2 protein-coding genes are annotated in these 1,254 nt (G+C 67.4%); one reads left to right on the forward strand and one right to left on the reverse strand.

What is annotated here, in order from left to right:
- The coding region (locus ACFWF3_RS36350) for a methylmalonyl-CoA mutase family protein (protein WP_379318724.1) at positions 1 to 303 on the reverse strand (303 nt) is incomplete at its 3' end.
- A gap of 95 nt (positions 304 to 398) precedes the next feature.
- Here ACFWF3_RS36350 and ACFWF3_RS36355 point away from each other — a divergent pair.
- A complete protein-coding gene (locus ACFWF3_RS36355; RefSeq protein ID WP_379318726.1) occupies positions 399 to 1,229 on the forward strand; it encodes an SDR family oxidoreductase in 831 nt (276 codons plus the stop codon).
- Positions 1,230 to 1,254: the final 25 nt, after the last annotated feature.

Consider the following 1,254-nt stretch of genomic DNA (forward strand, 5'->3'; position numbering starts at 1 on the left):
ACCGACCTCCTCGGTCACCTCCGGATCGTCGGAGTCGTAACCACATTGGGTCGGTAGGTCGAGCGCGACCGACAACCCGGTTCCGCCCTGGTCGAGCAGATATCGGTACCGGCGATTGGACTCCTCCGCCGTTCCGAAACCGGAGTATTGGCGAAACGTCCACAACCGACCCCGGTAACCGGAGGCGAAGTTGCCGCGCGTGAATGGGAAGCCGCCCGGTGCGGGCGGTGCGGCGGCCAGGTCCGCGGGTCCGTAGACCGGCGAGAGCGGGATGCCGGACGAGGTCTGTATCGGATCGTTCATCAGTGATTACGGTACTTGCAAAAAATGAGAATGCCAATACCATCGAAAGGGAATGCCGCTTCAATCCGCGGCGGGGACCAGCACCGAGGAGACCGATGTCCAGCGAGAACGCCGTACTCACCGACCGCACCCTGGTCATCTCCGGCGGCTCCCGCGGGATCGGTTTGGCCATCGCACTGGCCGCCGCGCGGCGCGGGGCGAATCTGGTGCTGCTGGCCAAGACCTCGCGGCCACACCCCCGGCTACCCGGCACCGTGCACACCGCGGTGGCCGAGGTGGAGGCCGCGGGCGGCAAGGCTGTCGCCGTGGTCGGCGACGTGCGCAACGAAGCCGACGTGGCGCGCGCTGTCGAGACCGCCGTCGAACGATTCGGCGGCATCGACATCTGCGTGAACAACGCCAGTGCGATCGGCGTCGAACCGACCGAGAGCCTCTCGGCCAAGAAGTACGACCTGATGCAGGAGATCAACCTGCGCGGCACCTTCCTGCTCACCAAGGCCTGCCTGCCGCACCTGCGCGCCTCGGCGAACCCACACGTGCTCACCGTGTCGCCGCCGGTGAACATGAACCCGCGCTGGCTCGGCGCCCACCCTGCCTACACGCTGTCCAAATACGGCATGACCCTGCTCTCGCTGGGCTGGGCCGCCGAGTTCGCCGACGCGGGCATCGCCGTGAATTGCCTGTGGCCCCAGACCTATATCGCTACCTCGGCGGTCGCGAACATGGCCGACGGCGACAATCTGCTCTCGTCGTCGCGCAGCCCCGAGATCATGGCTGACGCCGCGATCGAGATCCTGTCCCGACCCGCCCGCGCGGCCAGCGGGAGCTGCTACATCGACGCGGAGGTTCTCACCGCGTCCGGCGTCGAGGACCTGTCGCGCTACGGCGGCGGCGACAGCCCGACGCTCGACCTCTTCCTCGACTGAGACCGGCTGAAGGACACACCGTGCA

Origin of the sequence: Nocardia sp. NPDC060220, assembly GCF_042727815.1 — a bacterium.
Classification (GTDB): Bacteria; Actinomycetota; Actinomycetes; order Mycobacteriales; family Mycobacteriaceae; genus Nocardia.